Source organism: Pantoea agglomerans, from assembly GCF_020149765.1.
In the GTDB taxonomy this organism is placed as follows: domain Bacteria; phylum Pseudomonadota; class Gammaproteobacteria; order Enterobacterales; family Enterobacteriaceae; genus Pantoea; species Pantoea alvi.
This window is the reverse complement of the sequence record NZ_CP083809.1, coordinates 3,735,331-3,760,159: the sequence shown is the minus strand read 5'-3', so window position 1 is coordinate 3,760,159 and position 24,829 is coordinate 3,735,331. Positions and strand designations below refer to the sequence as shown.

Here is a 24,829-nt window from a genome sequence, read left to right as displayed (position 1 = left end):
GTATCTCCTTACGCAAAGTGGAAATCATTTTCAGGTTAATTGCGCAATTTGCAAACGCGCGCGCTCTGGTCGGATCTGTTAAGCGGTCCGCCTGAAAATGTCTCACCTGCTGCGGCTTTCTCCCCTGTGAAAGTTATGACAGTATGATGCGCTGGCATTTTAGCCAGCAGATGAGCGGATGAGGCAAGAGTGAGCAACAGAATCGAAGCGCTGCATCAGCAGCTCGCGCAACGCATCATGGTGCTGGACGGCGGCATGGGCACCATGATCCAGAGCTACAGGCTGGACGAGCACGATTTTCGCGGCAGCCGTTTCCGCGACTGGCCCTGCGATCTCAAAGGCAACAACGATCTGCTGGTGCTCAGCAAGCCTGAGGTGATCCGCGAGATCCACAATGCCTATCTGGAAGCGGGCGCCGATATTCTGGAAACCAACACCTTTAACGCCACCACCATTGCGATGGCGGACTACCAGATGGAAGGGCTGTCGGCGGAGATTAACCTTGAGGCAGCCCGGCTGGCGCGCGCCTGCTGCGACGAATGGACGGCGAAAACGCCCGATCGCCCGCGCTATGTGGCTGGCGTGCTCGGCCCGACCAACCGCACCTGTTCCATCTCGCCGGACGTCAACGATCCCGCTTACCGCAACGTTACCTTTAACCAGCTGGTAGAGGCGTATCGCGAATCGACGCGCGCGCTGGTGGAGGGCGGCGCCGATCTCATCATGATCGAAACGGTGTTCGACACCCTGAACGCCAAAGCGGCGGTTTTTGCGGTGCAGACCGAAATGGAAGCGCTGGGGGTCAGGCTGCCGCTGATGATCTCCGGCACCATTACCGACGCCTCTGGCCGCACGCTATCCGGCCAGACCACCGAGGCCTTTTACAACTCGCTGCGCCACGCTGAACCGCTCTCGTTTGGCCTCAACTGTGCGCTCGGCCCGGACGAGCTGCGCCAGTACGTGGCGGAGATGTCGCGCATTGCCGAATGCTACGTTACCGCCCACCCGAATGCCGGACTGCCCAACGCCTTTGGCGAATACGATCTCGATGCCAGCGTGATGGCGGATCAGATTGGCGAATGGGCGCGCGCCGGTTTCCTCAACATTATCGGCGGCTGCTGCGGCACCACGCCGCAGCACATCAGGGCGATGGCGGACAGCGTCGCCGGGGTGGCACCGCGCAAGCGGCCTGAACTGCCGGTCGCCTGCCGTCTCTCTGGCCTTGAGCCGCTCAATATCAGCAGCGATACGCTGTTCGTTAACGTCGGCGAGCGCACCAACGTCACCGGCTCGGCTAAATTCAAGCGGCTGATTAAAGAAGAGAAGTACAACGAGGCGCTGGAAGTGGCGCTGCAGCAGGTGCAGAGCGGCGCACAGGTTATCGACATCAATATGGATGAGGGGATGCTCGACGCCGAAGCGGCGATGGTGCGCTTCCTCAACCTGATCGCCGGCGAGCCTGATATCGCGCGCGTGCCGATTATGATCGACTCCTCAAAGTGGGAGGTGATTGAAAAGGGCCTGCAGTGCATCCAGGGCAAAGGCATCGTTAACTCTATCTCGATGAAAGAGGGGGAGGAGACCTTTATCCATCATGCGCGCCTGGTGCGCCGCTACGGCGCGGCGATGGTGGTGATGGCCTTTGATGAGGATGGCCAGGCGGATACGCGCGCGCGCAAAATCGAGATTTGCCGCCGCGCCTATAACATTCTGACCGAGCAGGTCGGCTTTCCGCCGGAAGATATTATCTTTGACCCGAATATCTTTGCCGTTGCCACCGGCATCGACGAGCACAACAACTACGCCATGGACTTTATCGGCGCGTGTGAAGATATCAAGCGCGAGCTGCCGCACGCGATGATCTCCGGCGGCGTCTCTAACGTCTCCTTCTCTTTCCGCGGCAACGATCCGGTTCGTGAAGCGATTCACGCCGTGTTTCTCTACTACGCCATCCGCAACGGCATGGATATGGGCATTGTTAACGCCGGTCAGCTGGCGATTTATGACGATCTGCCTGTCGAGCTGCGCGAGGCGGTTGAGGATGTCATTCTTAACCGTCGCGCCGACGGCACCGAGCGCCTGCTGGCGCTGGCGGAGAAGTATCGCGCCAGCAAAGGTGATGGCACCGAGGATAAGCAGCAGGCGGAGTGGCGCAGCTGGGACGTGGTGAAGCGTCTGGAATATTCGCTGGTGAAAGGCATCACCGAATTTATCGAGCAGGACACCGAAGAGGCGCGTCAGGCGTCGGCGCGTCCGATCGAGGTGATTGAGGGGCCGCTGATGGCGGGCATGAACGTCGTGGGCGACCTGTTCGGTGAAGGAAAAATGTTCCTGCCGCAGGTGGTGAAGTCGGCGCGCGTGATGAAGCAGGCGGTGGCTTACCTTGAGCCCTATATTCAGGCCAGCAAAGAGGCGGGCCGCAGCAACGGCAAAATCGTGCTGGCGACGGTGAAGGGCGACGTACACGATATCGGCAAGAATATTGTCGGCGTGGTGCTGCAGTGCAATAACTACGAGATTATCGATCTCGGCGTGATGGTGCCGAGCGATAAGATCCTGAAAACCGCCATCGAACAGAAGGCGGATATTATCGGACTCTCGGGCCTGATTACGCCGTCGCTGGATGAGATGGTCAACGTCGCCAGAGAGATGGAGCGTCAGGGCTTTACGCTGCCGCTGCTGATTGGCGGCGCCACCACCTCGAAGGCGCACACCGCCGTGAAGATCGAGCAGAACTACAGCGGCCCGACGGTGTACGTGCAGAACGCCTCGCGCACCGTGGGCGTCGTGTCGTCACTGCTCTCGCCGACGCTGAAAGAGGATTTTGTGGCGCGTACCCGTAAAGAGTACGACACCGTGCGCATTCAGCACGCGCGTAAAAAGCCGCGCACGCCGCCGGTTTCGCTGCAGGCCGCGCGTGATAACGCGGTCCACATCGACTGGGAAAGCTATACGCCGCCGGTGGCGCATCGTCCCGGCGTCAGCGAGATTTCGGTTGGCATCGACGCGCTGCGTCACTATATCGACTGGACGCCGTTCTTTATGACCTGGTCGCTGGCGGGCAAGTATCCGCGCATTCTGCACGATGAGGTGGTGGGGGAAGAGGCGAAGCGTCTGTTTGCCGACGCCAACGCCATGCTGGACAGGCTTAGCGCGCACAAATCCCTGACGCCGCGCGGCGTGGTGGGCATCTTCCCGGCTAACCGCGTCGGGGACGATATCGAAATTTACCGTGACGAGAGCCGCCGCGAGGTGATTGCCGTTAGCCATCATCTGCGTCAGCAGACCGAGAAAAGCGACTTCCCTAACTACTGTCTGGCCGATTATGTTGCGCCGAAGGGGAGCGGCAAGGCCGATTATCTGGGCGCTTTCGCCGTGACCGGCGGCCTTGAAGAGGACGCGCTGGCGGAGGCGTATGACGCGCAGCACGACGACTACAACAAAATCATGGTGAAAGCGGTGGCCGATCGGCTGGCGGAAGCCTTCGCCGAGTATCTGCACGAGCGGGTGCGTAAGGTAATCTGGGGCTTCGCCCCCCATGAGAACCTGAGCAACGATGAGCTGATCCGCGAAAACTATCAGGGCATTCGCCCCGCGCCGGGTTATCCCGCCTGTCCGGAACATACCGAGAAAGCGGCGATCTGGCAGCTGCTCGATGTGGAAGCCCACACCGGCATGAAACTTACCGAATCCTTCGCCATGTGGCCGGGCGCGTCGGTTTCAGGCTGGTACTTCAGCCATCCTGAGAGTCGCTACTTCGCGGTGGCGCAGATCCAGCGCGATCAGGTTGAGGATTACGCGGCGCGTAAAGGGATGACGGTAAGCGAGGTGGAGCGCTGGCTGGCGCCAAACCTGGGGTATGACGCCGATTAAGCGGGGTGCCTGAAGCCTGCCGCGAGCGCAGATGACACCCGCCACGTGCGTGGCGGGAGCACTCAGTTAATTAAAGCGTGCGTCGCGGTCTGACGTCAGGTCATAAAGCTGATATTTACGTCCCAGCATCTGCCCGCCGTCACGCGTCAGCGGCACCCAGTTCACCTGCGCGCGTCCGCGCGTCGGCGTCACGGTAAAGAGATCCATTGGAATCGACAAATAGAAGCCTTTGGTGAAATCCCCCTCGCCATACTGCTCTGACGACACGTTGGTTTTGGTCGCATAGACGCCCACCATCACGCCGCTGTCGAAGCGCTTAGAGACGTCGAGCGTGACGCCCTTGTCTTTGGCCAGATACTGCCCGACGCTCGCCTTCACCAGCAGATCCTGCATAAACCACGGACGCCAGTAGGCTGTCACATGGCCGGTTGGCGCTTTGTAGCGGGTGAACTGCATCATGTTGTCCCAGTCGCGCTGGCGCACGTAGTTGGCGTCGACGCCAAAGGCCCAGTTGCTGTCGACTGGACGGTAGAGCATCTCGCCGCCAACGCCGCCGTACATGGTCTCCAGGTAACCGCCGTACATCTGGCCGTAAAAGCCATTGCCGAGGTAGCCCATGTAGTTGGCCTGCAGATCGTTAACGTAAACGTTGTTCTCGACGTAGTCGCGGATATGGGTACGCACGCGCGGCAGCGTCGAATCGGAAGGCGCGCCGTTGTAGTTGAACTTGTCGTAGTTATTGGCGAGGTTGCCGAACAGGCTGCCGCCCACCAGCAGATGATCGGTAAACCAGTAGTCCAGGTTACCCATCACGCCGACCTGGTACATATAGAAACTTTCCGGGCCGCCGACCGACTGGTTCAGCACTGGCGACAGGCTGTAGTTCAGGCGCTCTTTACGAATAAAGAAACCTTGCTCGGTCTCTCCTGGATCCACCGGATTCTCGCGCGTCTGGCGCAGCGGCTGCTCCTGGCCGAGGGGATAGCCTGCCAGCGCATTGCGCAGGCTGTTGACGTCGGTGCGCGTCGTGACCTGCGGCATGTTGAAGCGCGACTCGGTCACCTCGATAGTTTCGATGCCCGCCGGCAGGTTATTCATAATGATGCGGTTGGCGCGATCGACCCCTTCGCGCGTGTCGCGATATTTGGTCTGCTCGCCAGAGACGAACAGCGTGCTGCCACGAGTCTGGATGCGCGGCCCGTTCAGTCCGGCGTTGTACTTCAGATCGCTCAGCTGGCTGGCGACCACGGTCGGCTCCAGCATGCTCTCCTGCGGCTGAGGATGGTATTCGGGCTTCGCGCTGTCGATATGCGCCTGGCGCAGATCGTTAAAGTTGGTGCGCACCGTGACGCCGAACATAAAGGTGTTGCCGCGCTCGTAGCTGGCGTTGATATCGGCCCAGTCAGTGACGCGGTAGATCGCGCCAACGTTGACCTTGCTGCGCTGATCGAGCCGGCCGGCGAAATCATCCTGATAGTTATTGCCTTCATACTCCAGCTTAAGACGCAGCGGCTGCCACGGCGTTTGATACTCCACGCCGCCGAACAGCGCCGACGGGCCGTGGAACATCTGCGAGCCATTAATTGAGCCCGCTTCGCCGACGCCGGGACGCTGGCAGTAGCTGTCGCTGTAGGAGCAGAAGGGGTTTTTAACCGTGCCGCTGTTGCCGAGGTAGCCCCAGCCCAGCCCCAGGGTAAAGTCGAACGGCCCCCAGGCCTTGCTCGCCACCAGATATTCGCTGTCGAACAGGCCGGTGCCGCCCAGATCGCGCGAGCCGAAAGCGACCTCTGGCAGCCAGTAGCTCTCTTTCAGCAGGCGCAGCTTAAGGTCGAACGCCTTGTCTTTGTAGCTCTGGTTGCCGCTAAAGCTCTCTACGGCGCTGTAGCGCCTGGTGCGCACGTCGGTATAGCGCACCGTTGTCTCCAGCCAGGGCAGCAGCTGCAGCGAGGCGGAGTAGTAGCGGTACTGATCGTTATCGCGGAAGTTGAGGCTGAATTCGCCCTCGCGCGCCATGCGCGCGGTCGGCACCTGCAGCAGGCCGACGCCGCCGAAGTCAGACTGCGACGGACCCACCGGATCGGGAAAGGTCTCGGCCTGCGCCTGGCACGCGGCGGCCACGGAAACAGCCAGCAGGCTGAAAAAAAGTCGTTTATTCATCACTCTGGCACCCGGTGAGTCAGAACAGAAATCATGCGCTGGTTTAAATCGCTATAGGCGTCAGGCAGGCTCCAGGAGGAGAAGCCCAGCCAGATAATGCTGCCGGGTGCGACCTCGCGATGACGCTGATTCCAGTACGCGACCGGCACGCGCTGCGTCTCGCCGGAGGGCGCGATTACCGTGGCGTAGCTCTTCTCCGCGCCGGAAAGGCGATCGTGTTGCGCCAGATAGCCGCGCACCGTCTGGCCCGGCTGCCAGCTCACTTTGCCTGCGCCGCGCAGCGCGCCCATCAGCCATACGCTGTCGGACGGCGGCGTCAGCCAGAGGTCGTAGCGGCCTTCCAGGCGACGGTTGGCTTCAGGATGGAGCCGGATCTCGTCGGGATCGAGCGAGACGAACTGGCGGCCAGTGACCCTGATGGCGCTGAGCTGGCGCAGCACTTCGCCAATAGCGGCGGCGCGATCGCCGCTGCTCTCTGCCTGCCAGGCGCGCAGATCGGCCAGCGTCTGCTGCTGCTGGCGCTGCGCTACCGAGCTGGCGTTTCGCTCTGCGATGACTGCGCCGCGCCACCAGGCGGCGTCAATAAGCGCCGGCTGCGTTGTCAGCTGCGCCAGATTCTGTACGTTTTCGAGCGTAGCGCTGCCCTGTGCGGCGTGCACCGTGACCTGACCCGCCGCCCACGCGGCGCTGCTGCCGGCCAGCATCAGCCCGACCAGCAAAGAGAGTGTTGTTTTCATGATTTCGCCGGCTTCAGAAGGGTAGTGGCAACAGGGAAGTCGTCCGCAGCCAGCATCTGGCGCGCCTGCACCACATCGCCGCTGCTGTTATCGACCCAGAAGGTGTTCTCCCACGCGCGGCCGGTGGCCTCGATGCGCGCCTGCTCGATCCAGACGCGGCAGGCGACGCGGCGACCCGGCAGCGTCAGCACCTCGTCAGCGCCGCGCGTAAAGCGCGAGCTTACCGTCGCGGCGCGCGTCTCGCCGCGCTCGGTCCACTGCGCGATGCGCGTCCAGCTGGCGCCGTCGCGCAGATGCAGCGCATCCGCCAGCGGATCCTGCGGCAGATTGCTCACCGCCTGCAGGTTGTCCGGCAGGCCGAGGGTTTTCACCAGACGGCCGTGCTGGGTCACCAGCATGGCGTTATCCTGGGTGATCCACTTCTGCTGGCCATTTTCGTTATAGCCCAGCACCACGAAAATCTGTGGGCCTTCATTGATTCGCGCATAGAGGCTGGCGTAGGGCAGGTCGGCGATCTGCTGATCGGTTTTAATCACGTCATCGGGCCCGGACACCGCCATCATGACGGTCTGTTCCAGCCCTTTTTGCGTCTGCGTGCAGGCCTGCAGCAGCAGGCAAGCCAGCAACAAAGGAAGTTGGCGCACTGTGTGTCCCTGTAAAAGAAGCCAAAGCAAAAAATAACCACACGGCTGTGTGGTTATGTTTAAAGGTGCTACGTCAACGAGTGGTGCTCGTTGTGGTCGTGGTTGTTGTACCGGTATTCGCGCCATCACCACCGCCAGAAGCGGCGATGCCGACACCGACTAACGCGCCGAGCGCACCGATACCGACAGCGGTCGAGGTGCCGGCGGAGATTGCTCCCGCCTGCGCGCCCGCTGCGGCACCCGCTTCTTCCGGAGCGGCAAAAGCCACGGAATGCGCTGCGACGTATAGTACGGCTGCTCCGGCAACCATGATTTTTTTCATACAGCTTGTCCTGCATTGAGTGAATGAAGGATGTACCCGTTACGGGCGCGTTCAGTATAGGGCAACAAATTACCAGAGTTCAGCGCGGGAAAAAGGATGTGAAAGGCGCGGTTTATTGTGACTAAAAAGGGGGCTAAACAGCGATAACCCCTTTTTTATTGGCTGGATTTAGCGCAACGCCGGATTTATTACTGGCCGAAAATTAAATGCAAAGCGTTTTGCGCTTTTTTATTAATAACTGGCCCGAAAACGCGATTATCAGATTTTGCCGGGATAGCTGGAAATAAATTTTCCTTATAAAACAAGCGAGAGAGGAGAGCAGCAGGGAAAATAAGGGCCATTTAAAACGCGAGGCAGAGAGGGCGTCAGGCTACAGCTTCAGAACAATCTTAGCTTAATTTAAGAATTATCCCGTCTGCATTGCGCCTGTTTCGGGGGCCAGCGCGGTTATTTTGTTCGCTATGACACAAAAAAGGCGGCCGTGCGGGCCGCCCTTGCAGAACAGCGACCTTATTAGCGCCAGGATTTATAGCGGTTAATTAAGCCATTAGTGGAACTGTCGTGGCTGGTAATATCCTCGCTGTTTTCCAGCTCAGGCAAAATACGGTTAGCCAGCTGTTTGCCAAGCTCTACGCCCCACTGATCGAAGGTGAAGATATTGAGGATAGCGCCCTGGGTGAAGATCTTGTGCTCGTAAAGCGCAATCAGCGCGCCCAGGCTGTAAGGGGTGATCTCGCGCAGCAGAATCGAGTTGGTCGGACGATTGCCTTCAAACACCTTGAACGGCACGATGTGTGCGACAGACTCGGCTGATTTGCCCGCATCGGTGAACTCTTTCTCCACCACCTCGCGTGACTTACCAAACGCCAGCGCTTCGGTCTGGGCGAAGAAGTTGGAAAGCAGCTTCTGGTGATGATCCGCCAGCGCGTTGTGGGTAATGGCCGGCGCGATAAAGTCGCACGGTACCAGCTTGGTGCCCTGATGGATCAGCTGGTAAAAGGCGTGCTGGCCGTTAGTACCCGGCTCGCCCCAGATAATCGGGCCGGTCTGGTAATCCACCGGGTTGCCGTCGCGATCGACGTACTTGCCGTTAGACTCCATATTGCCCTGCTGGAAGTAGGCCGCGAAGCGGTGCATGTACTGATCGTAAGGCAGAATCGCTTCGGTTTCGGCACCGAAGAAGTTGTTGTACCAGATGCCGATCAGCGCCAGCAGTACCGGCAGGTTCTGCTCGGCCGGCGTGGTGGAGAAGTGCTTATCCATCGCGTGCGCGCCGCTCAGCAGCTGCTCGAAGTTGTCGAAGCCGATAGAGAGGATAATCGACAGGCCGATAGCGGACCAGAGCGAGTAGCGGCCGCCGACCCAGTCCCAGAACTCAAACATATTGGCGGTATCGATGCCGAATTCGCCCACCGCTTTCGCGTTGGTCGACAGCGCGGCGAAGTGTTTCGCTACGTGCTGCTGGTCGCCAGCGGTTTTCAGGAACCAGTCGCGCGCGCTGTGGGCGTTGGTCATGGTTTCCTGCGTGGTGAAGGTTTTTGACGCCACCAGGAACAGCGTGGTTTCCGGGCTGAGATCTTTCAGGGTTTCCGCAATATGCGTGCCGTCCACGTTGGAGACGAAGTGCATATTCAGGTGGTTCTTATAGGGGCGCAGCGCTTCCGTCACCATAAACGGACCCAGATCTGAACCGCCGATGCCGATATTCACCACGTCGGTGATCGCTTTGCCGGTATAGCCTTTCCACTCGCCGCCGATAATGCGCTCAGAGAAGTGCTTCATCTTTTCCAGCACCGCGTTCACTTCCGGCATCACATCTTTGCCGTCTACCAGGATCGGCGTATTGCTGCGGTTGCGCAGCGCAACGTGCAGCACGGCGCGATCTTCGGTGCGGTTGATCTTCTCGCCGGAGAACATCGATTTAATTGCGCCGCTCAGGTCGGTCTCTTTGGCCAGCGCCTGCAGCTTGTCAAGCGTCTCCTGGGTGATGCGGTTTTTCGAAAAATCCACCAGCATCTGGTCGTCAAAGGTGGCAGAGAATTTAGCAAAACGATCGGCATCCTGGGCGAACAGCTCGGCGATAGTCACCGATTTCATCTGTTCAAAATGCTGTTGCAGCGCTTTCCAGGCTGCGGTTTGGGTCGGATTGATATTTTTCATGGCAACACTCTTGTTGATTTAAGAACCGTCATTCCATCGTGGGCAACCACACCCGTGTAGCGTTTCAGTATGACAATAGTGTCCGCTGAAAGGAAAAATTTTGTCGGCGTCGTCACCTTTGCGGTGGGCAGCGCGGCGGAAACCGCGCGCCGTTTTCGCCTGTCGCCGCAGGCGATGTCCAGACCAGGCGGTGCCTATTGTGCCGTTAACGCCGCCGCTGAACCTTGTGCCGAATCAGAATAAACCGGTCTGAAAGGGGGCATTTAGCTCTGCGGGCGCAGCAAATCGCCAACAGACGTAGACAGCAACCTTATGACCCGCTATTTTTATGCGGCTACTTGCGCACCCGTGCGCAAGCCAGAAGAGGCGCGTCGCCCAGGCAGTGTGTTGGAGGAACCGTATCCGGGGATAACACATCAGGGGGAGCGACGCCGAGGTGGTCAACACACGGAGTGTTGCCTGTCGGCTGCAGGGGCTGAATCCCCTGGGTTGTCACCAGAGGCGTCCACAGTCGGTCGCTTCGCAAGGTGAAGTGCTTCTGGGTGACACGTCTCCTGATCTTGTCTGCCCAATTCTGCTCTTCCCTTGTGCCAAGGCTGATACAATGTCTCCCGTCCCATAAACGCGGGAGAAGATAACCTGACACGAGGTCGTACATGTCTCAAACTCTGATCGTGGCGAAATTTGGCGGCACCAGCGTTGCCGATTTCGATGCTATGAACCGCAGCGCCGATGTGGTGCTGGCCAATGCCAACACGCGTCTGGTGGTGCTCTCCGCATCGGCGGGCGTAACCAATCTGCTGGTATCGCTGGCGGAAGGCCAGGAGCAGGCGCAGCGCGCTTACCTGCTGGATGAAATTCGCCGCATCCAGTATGCGATTGTCGAACGCCTGCAAAACCCGGCCGTTATCCGTGATGAAATCGATCGCATGCTCGAAAACATCACCATGCTTTCCGATGCCGCCTCGCTGGCCACCTCTAACGCGCTTACCGACGAACTGGTCAGCCACGGCGAGCTGATGTCGACGCTGCTGTTCGTGGAGATCCTGCGCGAGCGTCAGGTAGAGGCGGAGTGGTTCGACGTGCGTAAAGTGATGCGCACCAACGACCGCTTTGGCCGCGCCGAGCCGGAAATCGCGACGCTGGCCGAACAGGCCGCCGCGCTGCTCACCCCGCGTCTGGCGCAGTCGCTGGTGATTACCCAGGGCTTTATCGGCAGCGAACAAAAGGGGCGCACCACCACGCTGGGACGCGGCGGCAGCGACTACACCGCTGCGCTGCTGGGCGAGGCGCTGAAAGCGGCGCGCGTCGATATCTGGACCGACGTGGCGGGTATCTACACCACCGATCCGCGCGTGGTGCCGTCCGCTAAGCGTATCGATGACATTACCTTCGAAGAGGCGACCGAAATGGCGATCTTCGGCGCCAAGGTGCTGCATCCGGCGACGCTGCTGCCGGCGGTGCGCAGCGATATTCCAGTGTTTGTCGGCTCAAGCAAAGATCCCGCCGCCGGCGGCACGCGCGTTCACCGCGAAACCGCCAACCCGCCGCTGTTCCGCGCGCTGGCGCTGCGTCGTCGCCAGACGCTGCTGACGCTGCACAGCCTGAACATGCTGCACTCGCGCGGCTTCCTCGTCGAGGTGTTCACTATTCTGGCGCGCCATAACATCTCGGTGGATCTGATTACCACCTCAGAAGTCAGCGTTGCGCTGACGCTCGACACCACCGGCTCGACCTCGACCGGCGACAGCCTGCTGACCCAGGCGCTGCTGACGGAGCTGTCGTCGCTCTGCCGCGTTGAGGTAGAAGAGAACCTGGCGCTGGTGGCGATTATCGGCAACAACCTCTCCAGAGCGCGCGGCGTTGGCAAAGAGGTATTCGGTACGCTTGAGCCGTTTAACCTGCGCCTGATCTGCTACGGCGCCAGCAGCTACAACCTCTGCTTCCTGGTGCCGGGTGAAGATGCGGAAAGCGTCGTGCGCGCGCTGCATAAGAACCTGTTCGAGTAAGGATCTGCCCGGCCGGATCGGATCCGGCTGGTGCGATCGACCGCTTTTTAGCGTAAAAGCCAGCGTATTTCCGGCACTATCTGCGGGATCGGCAGCAGTCGATCCCCATTTTCCCTTCTGGCCTCACCTTGCGATAACGAAATGTTATGATCCCGCTCCGCCGGCGCACCCGTTCCTGTGCCGCGTTTCTCTGTGGCAAAACCGCGAAAAAACACAACATTCAAAGAAGGAAGTCTGGCTATGCTCGCCAAAATAACCCGCCTGTTCCCGCTGTGGGCCGTGCTGCTCTCCCTGGCCGCCTGGTATTCCCCCGGCGTCTTTCTCGGCATCGGGCCGTGGGTCTCCTGGCTGCTGATGCTGATTATGTTTGGCATGGGCGTAACGCTTAATATCGACGATTTCAAACGCGTGCTGGTGCGCCCGGCGCCGGTGATCGCCGGCACCTTTCTGCACTATCTGGTGATGCCGCTCGCCGCCTGGGCGCTGGCGAAGCTGTTCCATATGCCGCCGGATCTCGCTGCGGGCATGATCCTGGTCGGCAGCGTGGCCAGCGGCACCGCCTCGAACGTGATGATCTATCTGGCGAAGGGCGACGTCGCGCTCTCGGTGACCATCTCCTCGGTTTCCGCGCTGGTGGGGGTTTTTGCTACGCCGCTGCTGACGCGCTTCTACGTCGATACCCATATCCAGGTGGACGTTATGGGTATGCTGCTCAGCATCGTGAAGATCGTGGCGATCCCCATTAGCCTCGGACTGATCGTTCATCACAGCTTTAACGGACTGGTGCGCCGCATCGAGCCCTACCTGCCGGCTTTCTCGATGGTGTGCATTCTGCTGATCATCAGCGCCGTGGTGGCGGGCAGCCAGGGCTTTATCAGCTCGGTCGGCCTGATGGTGATCGCCGCCGTGATAATGCATAACGCCATCGGCCTGCTGGGCGGCTACTGGGGCGGCAAGCTGTTCGGCTTCGACGAGTCGACCTGCCGCACGCTGGCGCTGGAGGTCGGGATGCAGAACTCCGGCCTGGCGGCGACGCTGGGCAAACTCTACTTCTCGCCGCTGGCCGCGCTGCCAGGCGCGCTCTTCTCGGTCTGGCACAACCTTTCCGGTTCGCTGCTGGCTGGCTACTGGTCAGGCAAACCGGTCGATAAAAAGTAACAGCGCGGGGGCGACGCGCCCCCGCTTTATTCATAGTCCCGCTCGTCGTCCGGCTGCTCCAGCAGCGTATAGGCCACGCTGCAGAGCAGCGAATTCAGGCGTTTCATATCTCCCAGCAGCCCCAGATGCAGCGAGCTGGTTTCAATGCTCTGAACGTTTTGCTGATGTAGCCGCTCCACATGCGCATGCGAGAAGCGGCGGATCAGAATACGGAAGCGATGCTTGGCGCGGCGCAGCCGTTTCGCGCTGCTGATGTCGCGTGAGAGAAATACCGACAGGCTGAGGCGCAGGTTCGCCAGCAGCTGCTCATGCAGCGTCTCCAGCTCCCTGATGCCTTCCGGCGAGAAGGCGCGACGCGGCGTCAGCGCCTTATCCGCTACGTCGCCGCTCATGCGCTCAATAATGTCGCCCGCCTGTTCAAGGTTCAGCGACATTTCGATAATTTCGCCCCAGCGGCGCGAATCCTCTTCCGACAGATCTTCTTTCGGCATGCGCGCCAGATAGAGCTTGATGGCGGTATAGAGTACGTCGACATCGTCGTCCAGCCGTCGCACCGTACGCTCTTCGCGCACTTCGCCGTGCACCACTTTGCTGAACGCCTCCAGCATCATTTCCAGCACGTCGCCGATGCGCAGCGCCTCGCGCGCGGCGTTGACCAGCGCCAGCGTCGGCGTATCCAGCGCACTGCGGTCGAGGTGGCGAGGCTTCACTGCCATATCCGCCTCGGCGTCGTCGCCGATGAGGCGGGTGCAGAGGCGCGCCATCGGTTCAGCGAAGGGCACCATAATCAGGCAGCGGATCAGGTTGTAGAAAACGTGGAAGAAGATCACCAGCTCTTCGTCATTGACCGGCAGCTTATCGAGCCAGGGCGCCAGCAGGTTGATAAAGGGCAGCACCGCCAGCGATCCGAGCAGCTTGAACAGCAGGCTGCCGAGCGCCACCCGCTTGCCGGCGGCGTTAGAGCCGCTGGCGTTGAGCATCGCCAGCAGGCCGCTGCCGAGATTGGCGCCGATGACCAGACAGAGCGCCACTTTAAATGAGATCACGCCTGCGGCGGTCAGCGTGGCGGTGATCAACACCGCCGCCAGGCTGGAGTAGCTGATAATGGCGAAGACCGCGCCGATAAGCGCATCCAGCAGAATATCGCCGGTCAGGCTGGAAAAGAGCACCTGCACACCCGACGCCTGGGTAATCGGCCGGGCGGCGCTGACAATCAGCTGCAGCGCCAGCAAAATCAGCCCCAGTCCGATACTGGCGCGGCCCATCTGGCCGACGCGCGTCTGCTTGCGCGACAGGAAAAAGACCACGCCGAAAAAGATAAACAGCGGCGACAGCCAGGAGAGATCGAAGGTGAGAATACGCGCCATAATGGCGGTGCCCACGTCGGCGCCCAGCACCACCACCAGCGCAGGCGTCAGGCCCATTAGTTTCTGCGCCACAAAGGAGGTCGCCAGCAGCGTGGTGGCGTTGCTGCTCTGCACCAGCGTCGTTACGCCGATGCCCGCCAGAAAAGCCATGGGTTTCTTTTCGATGCTGCGGCTGAGCACGCGGCGCAGGTCCGCGCCGAAGACGCGCATAATGCCGGAGCGCACGATATGGGTGCCCCAGACCAGCAGGGCGACGGCGGAGAGAAGATTAAGCAGGGTCAACACGTCATGCCACTCCATAACCGTCAGGCTAAAAAGCAGCAGAAAGCCAGCCTGACGGAAAGAGCAATCTGCAAAACGAACCGCCGGGCGGGCGCAATTTTTCCTGAATTTTAAGCGACCTGCGCGCGCTGCCGACTCTTTAACTGTAGACCAGTTCGCTCTACGGGAAGGGGATAAATATTGGCTGGCTATCGGCAGCTGGCGCGCCGCGTCGGGCAGGGCGCGGCTGGTATCTTGTGATCTGTGTCACATTGCAGCATGATGGCGATCCTTACTAAAAGCCATTATCGAGGCAAATCATGAACGTTAAACCCACCGGCGGTCAGTACATCGCGTTGGCGCTGCAATGGGTGCTCAACCTGGGACTGCTGGCGCTGGCGGTTATTCTGGCAGTGTTCCTCGGCAAAGAGACGCTGCACCTTGCCAACGTGCTGCTGAACGTTGGCGAGCAGGCCTCCTCTTATCTGCTGATTGAGGGGATCGTTATCTATTTCCTCTACTTCGAATTTATCGCGCTGATCGTCAAGTATTTCCAGTCTGGCTATCACTTTCCGCTGCGCTACTTTGTCTACATCGGCATTACGGCGATTATTCGACTGATTATCGTCGACCATAAAAATCCCTTCGACACGCTCTGCTACTCCGGCGCCATCCTGATTCTGGTGGTGACCCTGTGGCTGGCGAACAGCAACCGCCTGAAGCGCGAATAAGCGCCGCCAGGTGTGCCCGTCGCGCCTCTGCGCTACACTGTTGCCCTCAAAATTGACGGGAGTGGTGATATGTCGCACGAGGCGCTCAGCTTATTACGCGCGCTCAACTGGCTGCCGTCCACGCATCCGACGCTGACCGCGCCGCTGCTGGACTGGCTGATGGAGGAGGACTCCATGACGCGCCGTTTCGAGCAGCACTGTCGGCAGGTAACGGTGCAGCCGATACGCGAAGGCTTTATTAATGCCGATGAGCTTACCGATGAAAGGGCGCTTCTGCCGGACGATGCGCGTTTCTGGCTGCGGGAGATTGTGCTGTGCGGCGACGATGAACCCTGGCTTATTGGCCGCACGCTGGTGCCGGAGAGCACCCTCAGCGGGCCAGAGCAGATGCTGCAAAAGCTGGGAACGCGCCCGCTTGGCCGCTATCTCTTCTCCTCTTCAACCTTAAGCCGCGACTTTATCGAACCGGGCAGCGTCGGCGCGCTCTGGGGACGCCGCTCGCGCCTGCGACTGTCAGGCAAGCCGCTGCTGCTGACCGAACTGTTTTTACCGGCCTCGCCGCTCTATCGCGACCTGGCCTGAGGACGATTACACGTGGAAAAAAGCGTACAGATGAGCAAGTTTCAGGCCTATAGCCGCCTGATGCGTATTGATAAACCGATCGGCACGCTGCTGCTGCTGTGGCCGACGCTGTGGGCGCTCTGGCTGTCGACCCTGGGCGTGCCGCCGCTGTCGGTGCTGGTGGTGTTTGTGCTCGGCGTATTTGTGATGCGCGCGGCGGGCTGCGTGATTAACGATTTCGCCGATCGCAAGGTCGACGGCTTCGTGAAGCGTACCGCAGGCCGTCCGCTGCCCAGCGGCGCGGTAAGCGAGAAAGAGGCGAAAATCCTGTTCGTGCTGCTGGGGCTGCTGGCGTTCGGGCTGGTGCTCACCATGAATCTGATGACGATTCTGCTTTCGTTTGGCGGCCTGGCGCTGGCCTGGTGCTATCCCTTTATGAAGCGCTATACCCACTTGCCGCAGGTGGTATTAGGGGCGGCATTCGGCTGGGCGATCCCGATGGCCTGGTCTGCAGTTAGTGAGTCCTTACCACTAGAGTGCTGGCTGGTGTTTCTGGCTAACATCTGCTGGACCGTCGCCTATGATACGCAGTACGCCATGGTGGATCGCGATGACGATATCAAGATTGGCGTCAAATCAACGGCGATTCTGTTCGGCCGCTACGACAAGCTGATTATCGGCCTCCTGCAGTTCGCAACGCTGGCGCTGCTGGCGCTGGTGGGCCTGATGATGCAGCTTAACGCCTTCTTTTTCTGGTCGCTGCTTGGCGCCGCGGCGCTGTTTCTCTACCAGCAAAAGCTGATCGCACACCGCGAGCGCGACGCCTGCTTCCAGGGCTTCCTCAACAATAATTATGTTGGCCTGGTGATATTTATCGGCGTGGTGCTGAATACGCCGCCGTTTAGTGAGCTGTTTTAACGGTAAAAAGGCGACAACGTTGTCGCCTTTGACGCTAGCGCGGAAGAGACGCTTTTTACCTTTCCCGCTTATCAGGCTGATGAGTAACTGAAAAAAAGGGCGACATCACTGTCGCCCTTTGTTTTTTCTGCCTGCGGTGCGTTACTCGTGCGCCACCGCGCTTTCGATGGTCAGCCGCACATCGCTGGTCACCAGATCGGCCAGAATATGCCAGGTGGCCTGGGTACGCTCAACGTCGGCGTCGCCGGTATCGCTGATATAGCCCTCATCGCGCAGCGTCAGCACCAGCGTGGTAAACACCGCCTTATCGAAAAACTCCGGCGCGTTGATGCCGTGCAGCACCGAAAGACGCTGCGCCAGCATACGGCTCTCTTTCTCCAGCGTGCCGCGGTTAATGGTCGGCTTCGCGCTGAGGATAGAGAAGGTGATAGCGAAACGTTGCAGGGTCTCGCGGATACCGGCGGCCAGCAGCTGCAGCGTGCGATAACGCGCGGCGGTGTGGCGCAGCTGGCCATCCTGCAGGGTAATCAGCCCCTGACGCGCCAGCTCCTGACAGAGCGCGCTCAGCAGCGCCGGCAGGGCGTCGATTTCCCAGCGCAGGAACAGCTCGCTTTTCAGCATCGGGTAGATCAGACGCACCTGGCGCAGCAGCTCGGCTTCGCTCAGGTTAGGATGCTGCTGAATAATGGCGGCGATCAGCGACGGCATCACCAGCATATGGTGAATATTGTTGCGGTAATAGGTCATCAGCACCGCCTGCTCGCGCGGCAGGATGATGATATCGCCGATATTGTCCTGTTCGGTTTCGAACTTATTCATGCTCATCGCATGGTTCAGCAGCTCTTCCGCTGAAAGCGGCGGCACCGTTGATTCCGGCGAATAGGGCACGTTGCGCAGCAGAGCGGTATAGCAATCCAGCTGCTCGATCAGCTGCTCGCGGGTTAGTGAGCGCTGACGTGAGGCGAGCAGCGCGGTAACGCACAGGTTCATGGCGTTAGCCGCGCCCGCTTCGTTGATGCGCACCATCAGACGCGCCGCAATATCGTTGACCGTCGGCGTCAGCCAGCTGGGACGCTGCGGTTCAATCGGGTCGATAGCGTCGCGCCACTCCGGCACCTGCTTGTTCAGGTAGTTCACCAGCGGCAGCGGTTCGCCGAAGTTAACGTAGCCCTGGCCCAGGTTACGTAGCTTGCGCAGGCCGCGCACCATCTGCATAAAGCCTTCTTTCTCTTTCGCCGCGCCGCGCAGCTCTTTGGCGTAAGTACCCACTTCCATGACGTGCTCATAGCCGATATAGATCGGCACCAGCGTAATCGGACGTTTGCCGCCGCGCAGCATCGCCTGCAGCGTCATCGCCAGCGTGCCGGTTTTCGGATCGAGCAGGCGACCGGTACGTGAGCGCCCACCTTCAACGAAATACTCGACCGAATAGCCGCGGCTGAACAGCTCGCCGAGATATTCACGGAATACGGTGGCGTAGAGTTTATTGCCTTTAAAGGTACGGCGAATAAAGAACGCGCCCAGGCGACGGAAGATCGGACCGGCGGGCCAGAAGTTCAGGTTGATGCCCGCGGCGATATGCGGCGGCACCAGGCCCTGGTGATAAAGGACGTAGGAGAGCAGCAGATAATCCATATGGCTGCGATGGCAGGGCACATAGACGATCTCATGGCCATCTTCCGCCAGCTGGCGCACGCGTTCGCCGCCGTTGACGTTGATGCCCTGATAGAGACGGCTCCACAGCCAGCCCATGACGCGATCGGTGACGCGGATCGCCTCATAGGAGAAGTCGGCAGCGATCTCTTCCATCATCTCAACGGCGTTTTGCTGCGCCTTCTCATGGGAGAGCTTTTTGCTGCGCGCCTCTTCTTCCACCGCTTTTTCAATCGCCTTGGACTGCAGCAGCTTGTTGAAGAGATCCTGTCGCGCCGGCAGACGCGGACCAACCGCGGCTAAACGCTGGCGTGCGAAATGAATACGCGCCACGCGCGCCAGTTTCTGCGCGATGGATTTGTCGGTGCCGTGCTGCGTCGCCATCCAGCGCAGCGAGACGGTTGGCGAAAAGCGCACAAAGCTGTCGCGGCCGTGCCAGACGATAGCGAAAAACTTCTCAACCCCGTTAAGCTCGCGCAGGTGCGGCGCATCGTCGCCCTGAACCTCGCGGCCGGGCGCGCGGCCAAACATCACCGAAACCGGCAGCATCTGGATATCGAGCTGAGGGTTGTTACGGTGCAGATCGAGATACTCGTGAAAAATCTTCACCGATTCGGTATTCGGCCCAAAAGCGGGGAATACGCGCGGGCCGTCGTGAATAAACACGTGGCGCGGCAGTATCGAGCCGTCAATCTCCAGTGGTGACAGCGGATCGGGCAGATTATGCTTCAGACACTGCTGGCGCAGCGTCAGCAAATCCGCCTTGGAATCGTATGGCAGCACGTACATAATCGGCCGCGTTGGATCGAGTCCATGTTCGGAAACGGGATCGCCCGGAATAGCCTTCGTTTTTACCAGAACAGAGAGTGGTAAATTCAACAATTTATAATAAAGTTTACGCCAACCTGACATAGACAACATGAAGCCTCTTGTTAGCAAAGCGCCGCAAGCATATCAGAAAGTGCTGCGAAGATCTGTGGTGGTGCCAAACGCACCTGGCCCAGACATTGACGTCAAACAACCTAAAGGGTTCCCTCGCAATGGCAAGTAATACCACCGGTTTGCTCAGGATTGTAAAAGCGGCAGGCTACTCGTGGCAGGGGCTGCGCGCCGCCTGGCAGCATGAAGCCGCGTTTCGTCAGGAGGCCACGGCCGCCATCGTCGCTATCGCTATCGCCTGCTGGCTGGATGTCGACACCGTCGCGCGCATCCTGATGATTGGATCGGTGGTGCTGGTGATTATTGTCGAGATCCTCAACAGCGCAATCGAAGCGGTGGTCGACCGTATCGGCCAGGAGCGTCACCCGCTGTCGGGACGAGCGAAAGATATGGGCTCCGCCGCCGTTTTGCTCGCTATTATACTGGCGCTGTTCATCTGGATCGCGCTGCTCTGGACGCATTTGCGGTAGGCTTTCCACAATGGCCCAAACGGCTGTTATTTCCCTGGGTTTTGGTTTTCATTTCACCAATACCTGTATATACTCACAGCGACTGTATAAACAACCAGGGGGCGGGATGAAAGCATTAACCACCAGGCAGCAACAGGTTTATGACCTGATTCGCGACCATATCAACCAGACGGGCATGCCGCCAACGCGTGCGGAGATCGCCTCGCAGCTGGGGTTCCGTTCCCCCAACGCCGCCGAAGAACACCTTAAAGCGCTGGCGCGTAAAGGCGTTATTGAGATCGTTTCTGGCGCATCACGCGGCATTCGCCTGCTGATGGAAGAGGAAGAGTCCAACGGGCTGCCGTTAATCGGCCGCGTCGCCGCTGGCGAGCCGCTGCTGGCTCAGGAACATATTGAGACGCACTATAAAGTCGATCCCGACCTGTTTAAGCCCTCTGCTGATTTCCTGCTGCGCGTTGCCGGTATGTCGATGAAAGATATCGGCATTATGGATGGCGATCTGCTTGCGGTGCATAAAACGCAGGATGTGCGTAACGGTCAGGTTGTTGTGGCGCGTATCGATGACGAAGTCACGGTAAAACGCTGGAAAAAGCAGGGCACCGTGGTTCATCTGCTGCCGGAAAACAACGACTTCGAACCGATTATCGTCGATACCCGCACGCAGTCGCTGACCGTTGAAGGTCTGGCAGTGGGCGTGGTGCGCAACGGCGAGTGGCTCTGACCGCTCGCCTTCAGACGCCTGTATCGCTTCGCCAGGCGTCTGTACGATAATCTTTTCACGCGCCTCCTCCTGCGGCTAGCGCCGCATTGAGGCCGCCTCGCTCCTTTTTACGTTTTCAGGCATGGACCGGCTGATGCGTCTCTTCTCTGCTGACGATCGACAACTCTGGCGGCTGGCGCTGCCGATGATCCTCTCTAATATCACCGTGCCGCTGCTCGGCCTGGTGGACACCGCCGTTATCGGCCATCTCGACAGTCCGGTTTACCTTGGCGGCGTAGCGATTGGCGCGACCGCGACCAGCTTCGTCTTTATGCTGTTACTCTTTTTACGCATGAGCACCACCGGCTTTACCGCGCAGGCCTTTGGCGCGCGCGATGCGCAGGCGCTGGCGCGCGCCCTGACGCAGCCGCTGCTGATGGCGCTGCTTGCGGGCCTGCTGTTTATTCTGCTGCGCGATCCGCTTAGCGCGCTGGCGGGTCGGCTGGCGGGGGGCAATCCCCAGGTGCTGGAGCAGGCCGCCATCTTTATCCATATTCGCTGGCTCAGCGCGCCGGCAACGCTGGCAAATATGGTTATCCTCGGCTGGCTGCTGGGCGTGCAGTATGCCCGTGCGCCGGTTGTGCTGCTGGTGGTGGGCAACACGGTAAATATTCTGCTCGATCTCTGGCTAGTGCTCGGTCTGAAGTGGGGCGTGGCCGGCGCGGCGACCGCGACGGCGCTGGCGGAATATGTCACGCTGGCGGTAGGGCTGGCGATGGTATGGCGGGTTCTGAAGCTACGCGGCATATCAATGACGATGCTGAAGAGGAGCTGGCGCGGCGATATCCGCCGCCTGCTGCGCCTTAACCGCGACATTATGCTGCGCTCCCTGCTGCTGCAGCTCTGCTTTGCCTCGCTGACGCTTATCGGCGCGCGCCTGGGGCCAGAGATCGTCGCCGCCAATGCCGTCCTGCTGATGTTTATCACCTTTACCGCCTATGCGCTCGACGGGTTCGCCTATGCGGTGGAAGCCGTTTCCGGCGAGGCCTATGGCGCGCGCGACGGCGACAGGCTGCTGTCGGTATGGCACGCCGCCTGTCGTCAGGCGGGCATGGTTGCGCTCGCCTTCGCGCTAATCTATGCGGCGAGCGGTGACGCTATTGTGTCGATGCTGACTTCGCTGGCGTCGCTGCAGCAGCTGGTCGATCGCTATCTTATCTGGCAGATCATTCTGCCGCTGGCTGGCGTGTGGTGCTATCTGCTGGACGGGCTGTTTATCGGCGCGACGCGCGGGCGCGAAATGCGCAACAGCATGGCGGTGGCCGCGCTCGGTTACTTCCTGACGCTGCTGACCTTGCCCTGGCTGGGCAACCACGGTTTGTGGCTGGCGGTAACGGTTTTTCTTGCGCTGCGCGGCGTTTCGCTTTGGTGGATCTGGCGGCGCGAATGGCGCCTAAGCCGCTGGTTTGCAAACTGATTATCGCGCGCAGCGGCAGCCTTAACGCGCTGCGCTAAACAGATTATTCTGTATTTCTGCGGCAGTTGCCGATTCGTCTACTATAATTAACTTACAACAGCGCGACACAGCAGCGCTTTGTATTGTCGTATCACCATTATGTGGTGGTATGTAAAACTAAGGATGACGTGGAGGTCTGACATGAACAAAGACGAAGCGAGCGGTAACTGGAAGCAGTTTAAAGGTAAATTCAAAGAAAAATGGGGCAAGCTGACCGACGATGACATGCAGGTTATCGAAGGCAAACGCGATCAGCTGGTCGGCAAAATTCAGGAACGCTACGGTTACGCTAAGGATGAGGCCGAGAAAGAGGTCTCAGACTGGGAAAGCAATAACAAAGATTACCGCTGGTAATCTTCTCGCTCAGGCCTCGCCTGAGCGACCGGCACAGGGACGTGCTGCTTAGCCTCTTCTTCCGCGCTTTTTCCCTTCTGATTCATGATCGTGCCCGCAGCTATCCTTATGCGTACAGGCTTCAACTTCCGCACAGCTCATGCAGAGACCGTGCGCCTCAATCACGCTGTGCCGTAGCGTAAAGCTCGCCTCGCCAGCCAGATCGGCAATAATATTCTCTACGCCCTGCGCCTGCTTTTCCGTGACCGCCGCGCAGCGATCGCAGACCAGCATCACTGAGGTATGCGCCGGCGCTTCAAAATGGTGGCAAACCACATAGCTGTTGTTTGACTCCACGCGGTGAATAAAGCCCTGTTCCAGCAAAAATTCCAGCGCGCGATAGACCGTCGGCGGCTTTGCCTGTGGCTCGCTGGCGCGTAGCTGATCCAGCAAATCATAAGCGCTAATCGATCCATGCTGCGCAGCCATCAGACGTAACACCTCAGCGCGCTGCGCTGTCAGGCGCACCCCGCGTTGCAGACAGAGCTTCTCTGCCTGGGTCATGATTTTATCTGGCGTCATTGTCGACATGGTGATTCTCCGCTAAAAACGAGATGTTATCTTATCACACCCGATGCGCTTGCGCTCAGGTTGCGCGCTTTCAGAGCCGAACCTGTCATCTTCCATTAATATCAATACATTAGGCTGGCCGCTGGCTGGTGAACTCGCTTCGCTAATGCTAATCAGTGCCAACATTGTTAAGACATAAATTAACAAAAAGAGAGTTTTGCTTTACAACTCACCAGGTTAAGCACTAATGTTCAAGAGGCCTTAAGCAACTGCTGGCCTCAATATCCTTTTTGATTATCCCCCTAAATAATAAAAGCGCCGATTTGTAGCTAAAACATCCAATCCGGCGAATAACAGTGCTGTTTCAACTGAATTCACAGCAATGAACCGTTAGCCGCGATACACAATAGCGCTAACGACAAATTCCGATGATGAATGTTTTCCTGATCAAGGTGATGGCAGACAAATGGCGAACAAAACCACCCGGCGCTCTGCGCTTTTATATCCTGCTGTTTTAAACGCGCTCTTTCTCTCCTCTTCCGCGATGGCTGCGGGAACCTGGTATGACGCGCGCAACGACGCGATGGGCGGTACCGGCGTCGCCTCCTCGACGTGGAGCTCCGCCGTGCTGGCGAACCCGGCGCTGATGACGCGTGCGCAGCCGGACGACAATGTCGGCATTATCTTTCCCTCTGCTGGCCTGCAAATTACCGATAAAGACAAGATGGTCGATAAGGTCGATGACATCAGCGATACCGTTAATCGCTATCGTGACGTTATCAACGGCCTGACCTTCCGCGACTATCTTAACGGCTATCCGCAGCTTAAAGCGGCGTCACGGGACGTGGCGAACCAGCTGCGCGATCTGCGCGGTAACAAGGCCAACGGTACGGCGGGCGTCGCGCTGGCGGTTACGGTCCCTAACGAAACCCTGCCGTTTGCGTTTATCACCAAGGCGTACGGCACGGTTCACCTGCGTGCCAACGTGGCGCAGAGCGATATCGACTATCTTAACGGCGTAGCGGACGGCACCCGTATTCCCGTACCGGGCGACCAGAATAATTTGCGCTCCAGCGCAAACGGCCTGGCGGCGCTGGTCACCGATTACGGTATCGCCGTGGCGCACGAGTTTAACGTGGCGGGCCATCCGGTTTCGCTCGGCGTGACGCCGAAAATTCAGAAAACCTGGCTCTATAACTACACCGCCAGCATCTACAACTACGATAAAAACGACCTCAACGGCAGCCGCTACCGCAACGATAATACCGGCTTTAACGTCGACGCTGGTTTAGCGACGCCGCTGGGCGATAACTGGACGCTGGGCGTTACCGGGCAGAACCTGGTGTCGCGCGATCTGAAGACCAAAGAGACCAACGGCTATCGCGACACCTACCAGATCCGTCCGCTGGTGACCTCTGGCCTCTCCTGGAGCGGCGGTCCCTTTACCGCGGCGCTGGATGTGGATCTCACCGAAACGAAACGCTTTAAGTCGGAAGAGAGCAGCCAGTATGCTGGCGTCGGTGGGGAATACCGTGTGCTGGACTGGCTGGCACTGCGCGCTGGCTACCGCGCGGATATGAAATCCAACGATGAAAATGTCTTTACCGCCGGTTTTGGCGTATCGCCGTTCAGCAATGCGGTGCATCTGGATCTGGCTGGTTCAGTGGGCGACAACAATACCTGGGGCGCGATGATGCAGCTCGGGTTTAACTTCTGATCGGCGATGCTTAGCCGTCTCTAAACCGGGCGA

At 59.3% G+C, this 24,829-nt stretch carries 20 protein-coding genes and 1 riboswitch; of the genes, 12 read left to right on the top strand and 8 right to left on the bottom strand.

The window, feature by feature from the left end:
• Positions 1-237 precede the first annotated feature (237 nt).
• Positions 238-3,873 carry a methionine synthase gene (gene metH / locus LB453_RS20650; protein ID WP_411970227.1) on the top strand — a complete coding sequence of 1,212 codons (3,636 nt, stop codon included), beginning with the start codon at positions 238-240 and terminating at the stop codon, positions 3,871-3,873.
• A 66-nt stretch (positions 3,874-3,939) separates the two neighbouring features.
• Here metH and LB453_RS20645 read toward each other — a convergent pair whose 3' ends face one another.
• The 5 genes from LB453_RS20645 to pgi all read right to left on the bottom strand — a co-directional run bounded on the left by LB453_RS20645 (position 3,940) and on the right by pgi (position 9,893).
• On the bottom strand, positions 3,940-6,030 hold the full coding sequence (locus LB453_RS20645; protein ID WP_103793639.1) for a YjbH domain-containing protein: 2,091 nt from the start codon (positions 6,028-6,030) through the stop codon (positions 3,940-3,942).
• Positions 6,030-6,767 carry a capsule biosynthesis GfcC family protein gene (locus LB453_RS20640; protein WP_103793640.1) on the bottom strand — a complete coding sequence of 246 codons (738 nt, stop codon included), beginning with the start codon at positions 6,765-6,767 and terminating at the stop codon, positions 6,030-6,032. Before LB453_RS20640 ends, LB453_RS20645 begins: the two co-directional genes overlap by 1 nt.
• Positions 6,764-7,411 (bottom strand): YjbF family lipoprotein, encoded by a 648-nt coding sequence (locus LB453_RS20635; protein ID WP_103793641.1) that lies wholly within the window; start codon positions 7,409-7,411, stop codon positions 6,764-6,766. Before LB453_RS20635 ends, LB453_RS20640 begins: the two co-directional genes overlap by 4 nt.
• 73 nt (positions 7,412-7,484) lie before the next feature.
• Positions 7,485-7,733, bottom strand: coding sequence for an exopolysaccharide production protein YjbE (yjbE, locus tag LB453_RS20630; protein WP_033749135.1), 249 nt, complete (start codon positions 7,731-7,733; stop codon positions 7,485-7,487).
• Between the two features lie 513 nt (positions 7,734-8,246).
• Positions 8,247-9,893: a glucose-6-phosphate isomerase gene (pgi, locus tag LB453_RS20625; RefSeq protein WP_103793642.1), complete on the bottom strand. Its 1,647-nt coding sequence runs from the start codon at positions 9,891-9,893 to the stop codon at positions 8,247-8,249.
• A 78-nt stretch (positions 9,894-9,971) separates the two neighbouring features.
• Here pgi and LB453_RS20620 point away from each other — a divergent pair, with 78 nt between their 5' ends.
• From LB453_RS20620 to panS, 3 genes are all read left to right on the top strand, one after another.
• Complete coding sequence (locus tag LB453_RS20620; RefSeq protein ID WP_224481565.1) at positions 9,972-10,136, top strand: hypothetical protein; 165 nt, start codon at positions 9,972-9,974, stop codon at positions 10,134-10,136.
• A gap of 110 nt (positions 10,137-10,246) precedes the next feature.
• Positions 10,247-10,439: riboswitch (Lysine riboswitch) on the top strand.
• 110 nt (positions 10,440-10,549) lie between these two features.
• Positions 10,550-11,902, top strand: a complete 1,353-nt coding sequence (lysC, locus tag LB453_RS20615; RefSeq protein ID WP_103793643.1) for a lysine-sensitive aspartokinase 3 — start codon at positions 10,550-10,552, stop codon at positions 11,900-11,902.
• A gap of 240 nt (positions 11,903-12,142) precedes the next feature.
• The gene (panS, locus tag LB453_RS20610; protein ID WP_103793644.1) at positions 12,143-13,060 is read left to right on the top strand and encodes a ketopantoate/pantoate/pantothenate transporter PanS; all 918 of its coding nucleotides are present in this window, start codon (positions 12,143-12,145) and stop codon (positions 13,058-13,060) included.
• Positions 13,061-13,086: 26 nt separating this feature from the next.
• Here panS and LB453_RS20605 read toward each other — a convergent pair whose 3' ends face one another.
• Positions 13,087-14,712, bottom strand: coding sequence for a Na/Pi cotransporter family protein (locus LB453_RS20605; protein WP_103794021.1), 1,626 nt, complete (start codon positions 14,710-14,712; stop codon positions 13,087-13,089).
• A gap of 296 nt (positions 14,713-15,008) precedes the next feature.
• Between LB453_RS20605 and psiE the strand changes: the two genes are divergently transcribed.
• From psiE to ubiA, 3 genes are all read left to right on the top strand, one after another.
• Positions 15,009-15,419: a phosphate-starvation-inducible protein PsiE gene (gene psiE, locus LB453_RS20600; RefSeq protein WP_033749140.1), complete on the top strand. Its 411-nt coding sequence runs from the start codon at positions 15,009-15,011 to the stop codon at positions 15,417-15,419.
• Positions 15,420-15,488: 69 nt separating this feature from the next.
• Positions 15,489-16,001 carry a chorismate lyase gene (gene ubiC, locus LB453_RS20595; RefSeq protein WP_103793645.1) on the top strand — a complete coding sequence of 171 codons (513 nt, stop codon included), beginning with the start codon at positions 15,489-15,491 and terminating at the stop codon, positions 15,999-16,001.
• 30 nt (positions 16,002-16,031) lie between these two features.
• Entirely contained in the window at positions 16,032-16,898 is an 867-nt protein-coding gene (gene ubiA, locus LB453_RS20590) for a 4-hydroxybenzoate octaprenyltransferase (protein ID WP_199187276.1), read from the top strand.
• A gap of 141 nt (positions 16,899-17,039) precedes the next feature.
• Here the strand turns inward: ubiA and plsB are convergent, their stop codons facing one another.
• A complete protein-coding gene (gene plsB, locus LB453_RS20585) occupies positions 17,040-19,463 on the bottom strand; it encodes a glycerol-3-phosphate 1-O-acyltransferase PlsB (RefSeq protein ID WP_103793647.1) in 2,424 nt (807 codons plus the stop codon).
• Positions 19,464-19,591: 128 nt separating this feature from the next.
• Here plsB and LB453_RS20580 point away from each other — a divergent pair, with 128 nt between their 5' ends.
• The 4 genes from LB453_RS20580 to LB453_RS20565 all read left to right on the top strand — a co-directional run bounded on the left by LB453_RS20580 (position 19,592) and on the right by LB453_RS20565 (position 22,530).
• Positions 19,592-19,960 (top strand): diacylglycerol kinase, encoded by a 369-nt coding sequence (locus LB453_RS20580; protein WP_103793648.1) that lies wholly within the window; start codon positions 19,592-19,594, stop codon positions 19,958-19,960.
• 106 nt (positions 19,961-20,066) lie between these two features.
• Positions 20,067-20,681, top strand: a complete 615-nt coding sequence (lexA, locus tag LB453_RS20575; protein ID WP_033749144.1) for a transcriptional repressor LexA — start codon at positions 20,067-20,069, stop codon at positions 20,679-20,681.
• A 133-nt stretch (positions 20,682-20,814) separates the two neighbouring features.
• Positions 20,815-22,137, top strand: a complete 1,323-nt coding sequence (gene dinF / locus LB453_RS20570; protein WP_103793649.1) for an MATE family efflux transporter DinF — start codon at positions 20,815-20,817, stop codon at positions 22,135-22,137.
• Between the two features lie 180 nt (positions 22,138-22,317).
• Positions 22,318-22,530 carry a CsbD family protein gene (locus LB453_RS20565; protein ID WP_103793650.1) on the top strand — a complete coding sequence of 71 codons (213 nt, stop codon included), beginning with the start codon at positions 22,318-22,320 and terminating at the stop codon, positions 22,528-22,530.
• Positions 22,531-22,578: 48 nt separating this feature from the next.
• Here LB453_RS20565 and zur read toward each other — a convergent pair whose 3' ends face one another.
• Positions 22,579-23,100: a zinc uptake transcriptional repressor Zur gene (gene zur / locus LB453_RS20560; protein WP_103793651.1), complete on the bottom strand. Its 522-nt coding sequence runs from the start codon at positions 23,098-23,100 to the stop codon at positions 22,579-22,581.
• Between the two features lie 445 nt (positions 23,101-23,545).
• Between zur and LB453_RS20555 the strand changes: the two genes are divergently transcribed.
• Complete coding sequence (locus LB453_RS20555; protein WP_103793652.1) at positions 23,546-24,796, top strand: conjugal transfer protein TraF; 1,251 nt, start codon at positions 23,546-23,548, stop codon at positions 24,794-24,796.
• Positions 24,797-24,829 lie beyond the last annotated feature (33 nt).

Bases quoted from the DNA above. Each gene is read 5' to 3' on its own strand.
- lysC (WP_103793643.1), top strand. From the start codon at position 10,550: ATGTCTCAAACTCTGATCGTGGCGAAATTTGGCGGCACCAGCGTTGCC.
- LB453_RS20645 (WP_103793639.1), bottom strand. From the start codon at position 6,030: ATGAATAAACGACTTTTTTTCAGCCTGCTGGCTGTTTCCGTGGCCGCC.
- LB453_RS20580 (WP_103793648.1), top strand. From the start codon at position 19,592: ATGGCAAGTAATACCACCGGTTTGCTCAGGATTGTAAAAGCGGCAGGC.
- plsB (WP_103793647.1), bottom strand. From the start codon at position 19,463: ATGTCAGGTTGGCGTAAACTTTATTATAAATTGTTGAATTTACCACTC.
- metH (WP_411970227.1), top strand. From the start codon at position 238: ATGGTGCTGGACGGCGGCATGGGCACCATGATCCAGAGCTACAGGCTG.
- dinF (WP_103793649.1), top strand. From the start codon at position 20,815: ATGCGTCTCTTCTCTGCTGACGATCGACAACTCTGGCGGCTGGCGCTG.
- yjbE (WP_033749135.1), bottom strand. From the start codon at position 7,733: ATGAAAAAAATCATGGTTGCCGGAGCAGCCGTACTATACGTCGCAGCG.
- ubiA (WP_199187276.1), top strand. From the start codon at position 16,032: ATGAGCAAGTTTCAGGCCTATAGCCGCCTGATGCGTATTGATAAACCG.
- pgi (WP_103793642.1), bottom strand. From the start codon at position 9,893: ATGAAAAATATCAATCCGACCCAAACCGCAGCCTGGAAAGCGCTGCAA.
- LB453_RS20555 (WP_103793652.1), top strand. From the start codon at position 23,546: ATGGCGAACAAAACCACCCGGCGCTCTGCGCTTTTATATCCTGCTGTT.
- LB453_RS20640 (WP_103793640.1), bottom strand. From the start codon at position 6,767: ATGAAAACAACACTCTCTTTGCTGGTCGGGCTGATGCTGGCCGGCAGC.
- LB453_RS20565 (WP_103793650.1), top strand. From the start codon at position 22,318: ATGAACAAAGACGAAGCGAGCGGTAACTGGAAGCAGTTTAAAGGTAAA.
- lexA (WP_033749144.1), top strand. From the start codon at position 20,067: ATGAAAGCATTAACCACCAGGCAGCAACAGGTTTATGACCTGATTCGC.
- ubiC (WP_103793645.1), top strand. From the start codon at position 15,489: ATGTCGCACGAGGCGCTCAGCTTATTACGCGCGCTCAACTGGCTGCCG.
- zur (WP_103793651.1), bottom strand. From the start codon at position 23,100: ATGTCGACAATGACGCCAGATAAAATCATGACCCAGGCAGAGAAGCTC.
- panS (WP_103793644.1), top strand. From the start codon at position 12,143: ATGCTCGCCAAAATAACCCGCCTGTTCCCGCTGTGGGCCGTGCTGCTC.
- psiE (WP_033749140.1), top strand. From the start codon at position 15,009: ATGAACGTTAAACCCACCGGCGGTCAGTACATCGCGTTGGCGCTGCAA.